General features: G+C 68.9%; 5 protein-coding genes and 2 pseudogenes. 6 read left to right on the top strand and 1 reads right to left on the bottom strand.

Translation table 11 applies throughout. The annotated features are described in order from the left end of the window. Positions 1-104: 104 nt before the first annotated feature. The 3 genes and pseudogenes from H8R17_RS44680 (at position 105) to H8R17_RS48405 (ending at position 2252) form a co-directional block, all read left to right on the top strand. Positions 105-1466 carry an IS701 family transposase gene (locus H8R17_RS44680; protein ID WP_187828874.1) on the top strand — a complete coding sequence of 454 codons (1362 nt, stop codon included), beginning with the start codon at positions 105-107 and terminating at the stop codon, positions 1464-1466. A 202-nt stretch (positions 1467-1668) separates the two neighbouring features. Next, positions 1669-1890 (top strand): annotated as a pseudogene (locus tag H8R17_RS49030) (helix-turn-helix transcriptional regulator); the annotation flags it as partial. Between the two features lie 98 nt (positions 1891-1988). Continuing rightward, positions 1989-2252: a hypothetical protein gene (locus H8R17_RS48405; protein WP_262506040.1), complete on the top strand. Its 264-nt coding sequence runs from the start codon at positions 1989-1991 to the stop codon at positions 2250-2252. 173 nt (positions 2253-2425) lie between these two features. Here H8R17_RS48405 and H8R17_RS49695 read toward each other — a convergent pair. Then, a pseudogene (locus H8R17_RS49695) lies at positions 2426-2473 on the bottom strand (hypothetical protein); the annotation flags it as partial. Between the two features lie 443 nt (positions 2474-2916). Here H8R17_RS49695 and H8R17_RS44665 point away from each other — a divergent pair. The 3 genes from H8R17_RS44665 (at position 2917) to H8R17_RS44655 (ending at position 4940) form a co-directional block, all read left to right on the top strand. Continuing rightward, complete coding sequence (locus H8R17_RS44665; protein ID WP_187828873.1) at positions 2917-4164, top strand: helix-turn-helix transcriptional regulator; 1248 nt, start codon at positions 2917-2919, stop codon at positions 4162-4164. 157 nt (positions 4165-4321) lie between these two features. Next, entirely contained in the window at positions 4322-4660 is a 339-nt protein-coding gene (locus H8R17_RS44660; protein ID WP_187828872.1) for a hypothetical protein, read from the top strand. Next, the gene (locus H8R17_RS44655) at positions 4653-4940 is read left to right on the top strand and encodes a hypothetical protein (protein WP_187828871.1); all 288 of its coding nucleotides are present in this window, start codon (positions 4653-4655) and stop codon (positions 4938-4940) included. The genes H8R17_RS44660 and H8R17_RS44655 overlap by 8 nt, the downstream gene beginning before the upstream one ends. The last annotated feature ends 508 nt before the right edge of the window (positions 4941-5448 follow it).

The raw sequence follows: 5448 nt of genomic DNA, 5'->3' as shown, positions 1-5448 counted from the left end.
TACGGCAGCTGTAGATAGCCCTGCCTGTGCTCATCGCGGCTGGTCAGCGGTTTGAGGGGGGTGGGTGCGGGGCACGAGGACGGCCGCCTTGATCATGACGTGGTGTGACGCAACATCAGAACAAGACGACCGCTTCGGCCACGGTAGACCACGAAGGCCACGACATCGCGTTCAGGGGTCTGTTGGCCTCGGTGGCCGACTGCTTCGCCCGCTCCGAGACCCGGGCGACGTTCGCGCGGATGACGCGGGGCATGCTGATGGAGCTCGAGGACGTCAACTGCTGGAGCCTGTCCGAAGCGATCGGTGAGCAGGGCCCGCACCGGCTGCACCATCTGCTGTCCCGTGCGGTGTGGGACGAAGAAGCGGTGCTTCAGCGGACGGCGGCCTGGGCCGTGGACCTGCTCGACGACGGCGACGGAATCCTGATCGCGGACGAGACGGGGGATGCGAAATCCTCGACCGACGCGGTCGCCGCGGCCCGCCAGTACTCCGGCTCGGTGGGCGGCGTGGATCTGTGCCAGGTCGCCGTGCACCTGACCTTCGCCTCGTCCGCCGGGCACTGCCTGATCGGCCGGCGCCTGTACTTCACCCAGGAGTGGGCCGGCGACGAGGAACGCCGCGAGCTGACCGGTGTTCCCGACGAGCTGTGCTTCGCCACCAAGCCGCAGCTCACGGCCCACATGCTCCGCACCGCCCAACAGCAGGGCATATCCGCCTCGTTCTTCCTGGGGGACGAGGTCTACGGCGGGCGGGAGCTGCGTACCGCCTGCCGCGAGCTGGGGCTGGGCTACGTCGTGGGAGTGCGCTCCAACCACCAGGTCACCACCGGCCCCGTGAAGCTGAGCGTGGTCAAGGCCGCCGCCCGGCTGCCGAAGCGGGCCTGGCAGCGGATGGCAACCGGCGTGGGGCAGAAGGGCGTACGCGAGTACGACTGGGCGATGATCGAGGTCACCGCCGACGACACCCCCGAGGGACACGACCGCGACACGGGGACGTCCGTACTGCTGGTCCGCCGACACCGGTACACCCGCACCGTGTCCTACTACCGCTGCTTCGCCCCCGGGCCGGTGACACTGGCGCGACTGGTGTCCCTGGTGTGCCGCAGGTGGCGAGTGGAGGACGACTTCCAGGATTCGAAAGAGATCTGCCACCTCGACAAAGGCCAGGTCACCTGCTGGAACTCCTGGCACCGCTGGAGCGTGATCGCCCTGGTCGCCTACGCTTTCCTGGCCGTCGCCGCCGCCCTCGAACGTGCCGCCCAGACCGGCCGGAACGACCCCGCCGAGGCCGACCTGGTCCCCCTCAGCAGCCACGAACTCCTCCGCCTGCTACGGGCCTTGATCCTTCCGCCGCCCCGACGAGACCCAGAGCACCTGCTGTGGTGGTCCACCTGGCGCCGCCGCCATCAACACCACGCCCGCCTCTGCCACTGCCGTTGGCACCCGTACGCCGACACCACACCGTGATCAGAAAGCTCAGCAGCGGCTATCTACAGCTGCCGTANGCCTCTGCCACTGCCGTTGGCACGCGTACGCCGACACCACACCGTGATCAGAAAGCTCAGCAGCGGCTATCTACAGCTGCCGTATCTGTTAGGGCGGTTGCGGCCAAGCCCAACTTACCCAGACGGTCGACGGCTCGTTGCCCTGCCGTCTTTCGGCCGCTCTCATGGACGTCTCTGGCCTGGCTGCTGTCCGTGTGCCGCTGAGCCACGCACGACCCGTATGGCCACGCACGGCCGTGGGCTGCGTTCCCCGAATCCGTCCGCTCAACTCGGCGAGGTCGTACTCTCGAATCATGAGCGCCAGCCTGGGTGAACGGCTTCGAGGGATCCGCAAGCGCCGGGGCCTGAGCCAGCGCGAGTTGGCTCAGCTCTCGGGAGTCTCCCTCTCGCTCATTCGTAAGCTGGAGCAGGGGGAGCAGAGCGATACGCGCCTTGAGACTGCCCGCAGCTCGCCAGCGCGCTCAAGGTGCCGACTACGCGGCTCATGGCCGAGCATGTCGAGGCGTCGGCCGACGCTGAGACGGTGGATCGCTGGGCGCTCGTGCACGCGGCCCTCGCAGCCGCCGCGGGGCTCGATGGGCTCAGAGAGGCACCCACCTTCGAGGGCGTCCGGGACGCACTTGAGGCCGCGGTACCACTCTTATCGCACGACTGCTTCGCGGAGTTGGGTGTGGCCCTTCCGCCCCTCCTGCGCGACACCGAAGCCCTGGCCGAGGCGATCCCCGCGGTCGACCGCTTCGTGGCGTAGGGGGGGCGGGCGTCTTCGTTGCGGATGACGTCGGCCGGCCAGTCCGGCCCTTCGGTGTCGGCGTCCTTGTGATCGCTATCGTCCCCCTCGACGCTCCCGCCGACGGAGGTGCTGACGTAGCTGCCCCGGCCGAGCTGGGAGTAGACCAAGCCTTCCTGCTTGAGCACGCGCAGGGCGTTCTGGACAGTGGAGCTGGAGACCCCGAACCGATCGCGCAGCACGTTGGCTGAGGGCAGACGCTCGCCGGGGCGGAACTCGCCGGGCGCGCAACAGCCGTACAGCGAACCACCCTGGGGCTCTGCCCCAGACCCCGACCCTCCCTCCGAGGGGCAGCGGGGCCGAGTGCGGGTGCGGCTTCGTCGTGGTGAGTGGTCGCGGGTTGCGGGTGGGGTCCCTCGCCGTCCGGTCACCGGAGGCGTACCAGGAACCTCCGGGGGCCGTCAAGGCCGAGCGCACGCGTCACGAGGTGAGCCTTGGCGGCCCCCGGAGAGCCCTGGTCCGGCGAAGCTGCCCGACCGACGAGGGACCCCACCCGCTCAGGCCCCGGTTCTGCCGGAGGTCCGGCCCGTCGCACGGTGGGGCGCCCTTGTGGGCGGGTGTCTGCCGGAGCGCCCCCGGTTGATGTGCCGACCGGGCGTACCGTGGAGTGGGAGGTGGTGAGTTGATGACCACGGAGCTGGCTGACAACGTCCGCAAGTACCGGCGTCGCGCGGGGATGAGCCAGGAGGAACTGGCCCACGCCGCAGGCGTATCGCCGGGCACCGTGCGCAAGGCCGAGCAGGGCGGCACCATCCGCATGGAGACCCTGCACACGCTCGCCCGCGCGCTGGGGGTGACCACGGCCGCGCTGATGGCCTCGGCTGCACCGGAGCCCGTAGGGCGGGCCGAGGAGCCGAACCGGGTCAACCTGATCCAGCTCCGCGCCGCTCTCACCCCCGCCGTTGGGCTCGTGGACCAGGACGCCGAAGCCGTGGCCGAGGAACCGAACCTGCGCATCTTCCGGCGGACGCTGCAAGACGCACGGGTGCTGTACTTCTCCGACAGCTACAAGAGCGTCGCGGCTCAACTGCCGGGCCTGCTGCGTGATGCCGCACAGGCCGTCGCCTACTACGCCAGCGGGGACGAGCACCGGCAGGCCCTGCTGGCCCGCGCCGAGGCGCTGCGTCTGGCCGGCACCTACCTCACCCAGGTACGGCAGTACGACATCGCGTATGCCGCCGTGCGCGGCGCCATCATGGATGCCCGTCAGGCCGGAGACATGCTTGCGGCGGGCTCCGGTGTCGGCTGCATGTGCTGGCTGCTGGTGAGGCAGGGCCGGTTGGACGAGGCGGAACAGGTCGCAGCCCGGAGCATGGACGCGGTCGAGCCGAAGATCACCGGGGCCGAGCCGGACCACTACGCGGTGTGGGGCGGCCTGGCGATGGAGGCCGCCGCAGCAGCCGCGAGGAACAACCGTCCCGACGAGGCGAAGGAGTACCGTCAAGCCGCCCGGGTCGCGGGAACCGCTGTCGGGACGGCGCATCGCAACGTCTCCCGGCACTGGTCCGTCTTCGGGCCGGTCACCGTTGCGGTCAAGGCACTCGAAGACTCCCTGGTCATCGGCGACGCCCGCGCGGTGGTGCGCAAGGCCAGCGAGCAGGAGGAGTTGTTGCCCAAGGCGTGGAAGCGCTTGGGCAGGCCCAGCACCAACGACGGGAACCGCTTCACCCTCGATGTGGCGCGCGCCCATACCCGGACCGGCGACTTGTCCGCCGCCATGGACGAGTTGACCTGTGCCAGGGAAGCCGCCCCGCAGTGGCTGCGGCACCAGAACGGGGCCGCCGAGACCATGCAGGAGATCCTGGGCAAGCGCAAGCGCACCCTCACGACGGAGATGCGCGAAATGGCCGACTACCTGGGCGTTGTCGGGTAGCTGCCACGCAGCGTGGCAGTTCGTGGACCAAGAGTCGCGAACTGCCATGACTCCCACCTGGGGTGACGTTCTGCCAGTGCCTACGGTCAGTGTGTCCACCGTCAGTGACCCAGGCCGGGGGTACCCAGTGAGCCAGCCCAGGAGCGATGCCGACCGCATGCGTCGCAGAGAGCTGTACGACGCCGCGTCGGGCGGGGGAGGTCCCCGCTTACTGCCGTGGACCAGCCCAGAGGGGAAGCCCTGCTACCTGAGCAGCGACGGCCGGGGGTACCTCTCCACCCTCGCCGACAGCATCGAGAGGGTACAGCTCAGCATGGGCCAGGAACTGTTGGAGTACGCCCGCGACGCCACGGCACCCGGCGCGAAAGCCCTGTCAGCGAGCGAATACCGCTGGTTGGCCTGCCGGTTGGCAGAAGCCCTGGCGGACGCGCTCAGGGTCGCGGACTCGCGCGGACAGCGCATCCCGGATCAGGAAGAGGCGGCCGAGGATGCCTGACTCTTCGAACGCCGGCGCACCAGTGCGCAACTCCTCTCGGGGGCACTACCGCTTCCGCGAGTACCACGTGACCACCGTCCCCGACCCCATGGCCCTGCCAGCGTTCGAGGCAGTCTGCGTCACCGGCGAAGAACGCAACTGCGGCGCCACCTCAGGCACGCTGCACACCCCGGACGAGCTCACCCTTTGGATCGCCGGACACTGCGCCCAGAGCGGCCACGAACTGTACGAGCAGACCGTCCGTGCCCTCGTCCGCGCCGAACCCGGCGCATGGCAGTAAAGTCCCCTTGCGCCGACACCACACCAGCGGCAACGCGACCATGCGGCCCAAGCCGCTGACGGCAGTAGCGACGGCAACAGCCACGGGTTTCCACGCACAACCACGGACACCAGCGGACTGCGAAACCGCCGTTGACCTGCGAATATGCAGGTGGGGAGGGGTCGTGTAGCACACGTACTATGTACTCGCGGGCAACACGCCGGTCCTGGTGCACAATACGTGTGGCGACCCGGTAGCCGGATCGGGGAATGCCTATTCGGTTGCATATGAGACAAAGATTCCAAGCAATATGTACCCTGGGCGATCGCGTGGCGCGCACTTCCAGGCCGCCAACCGGGACCTCGTCGCGGCGATGGATAGTGACGCTGGGTTCGCTAAGATGATGGACAATCTGATACCGGGAATTCGAGGCAGGCTTGTCGGGTCTTCGAATTTAGTCGGGGTCCCCTTCGCGTCGGGAGCATCTCGTGGTCGCGCAGAGTGACCGTAGGCGCTGGTTGGCGCGGTT

Origin of the sequence: Streptomyces sp. TRM68367 (assembly GCF_014495685.1) — a bacterium.
In the GTDB taxonomy this organism is placed as follows: Bacteria; Actinomycetota; Actinomycetes; order Streptomycetales; family Streptomycetaceae; genus Streptomyces.
Note: the sequence above shows the minus strand (reverse complement) of the source record. Positions and strands in the feature narration are given on the sequence as shown.

What these genes read in the sequence shown, in the direction of transcription:
- H8R17_RS44665 (WP_187828873.1), top strand. Translation starts at nt 2,917, where the DNA reads ATGACCACGGAGCTGGCTGACAACGTCCGCAAGTACCGGCGTCGCGCG.
- H8R17_RS48405 (WP_262506040.1), top strand. Translation starts at nt 1,989, where the DNA reads ATGGCCGAGCATGTCGAGGCGTCGGCCGACGCTGAGACGGTGGATCGC.
- H8R17_RS44660 (WP_187828872.1), top strand. Translation starts at nt 4,322, where the DNA reads ATGCGTCGCAGAGAGCTGTACGACGCCGCGTCGGGCGGGGGAGGTCCC.
- H8R17_RS44655 (WP_187828871.1), top strand. Translation starts at nt 4,653, where the DNA reads ATGCCTGACTCTTCGAACGCCGGCGCACCAGTGCGCAACTCCTCTCGG.